This is a genomic window from Streptomyces katrae (assembly GCF_000966975.1).
Taxonomy (GTDB): domain Bacteria; phylum Actinomycetota; class Actinomycetes; order Streptomycetales; family Streptomycetaceae; genus Streptomyces; species Streptomyces katrae.
On sequence record NZ_JZWV01001675.1, the window covers coordinates 1 to 302 of the forward strand.

The following is a 302-nucleotide window of genomic DNA, read 5'->3' on the forward strand; positions in this document are numbered from 1 at the left end:
GTCGAGGGCCGCACCCGGCGCGTCGCCGCGGCGGGAGCCGTCGGCCTGCTCCGCGCCCCGGCCCCCGCCCCGGTACCCGCCGGACGGCACGCCGTCCGCGCGGTCGACGAGGGCCATCCGCTGCGCAGCTGGACCCTGCGCCCCGGCAGCCCCCCGGTGCACGGCCTGTCCGTGCCGCTGGCCCGGCAGGGGACCTCGTACGGGATCCTCCTCGCGGTGCGCACCGGCGCCGCCTTCACCGACCACGAGGCCGCCGCCCTGCACTTCGCGGCGCGGGTCGCGGCCGTGCACCTCCGCCACTG

The 302-nt window shown here is 81.1% G+C and carries 1 pseudogene; it reads left to right on the forward strand.

The features are described from left to right. Window positions 1-302: pseudogene (locus tag VR44_RS40015) on the forward strand (PP2C family protein-serine/threonine phosphatase); the annotation flags it as partial.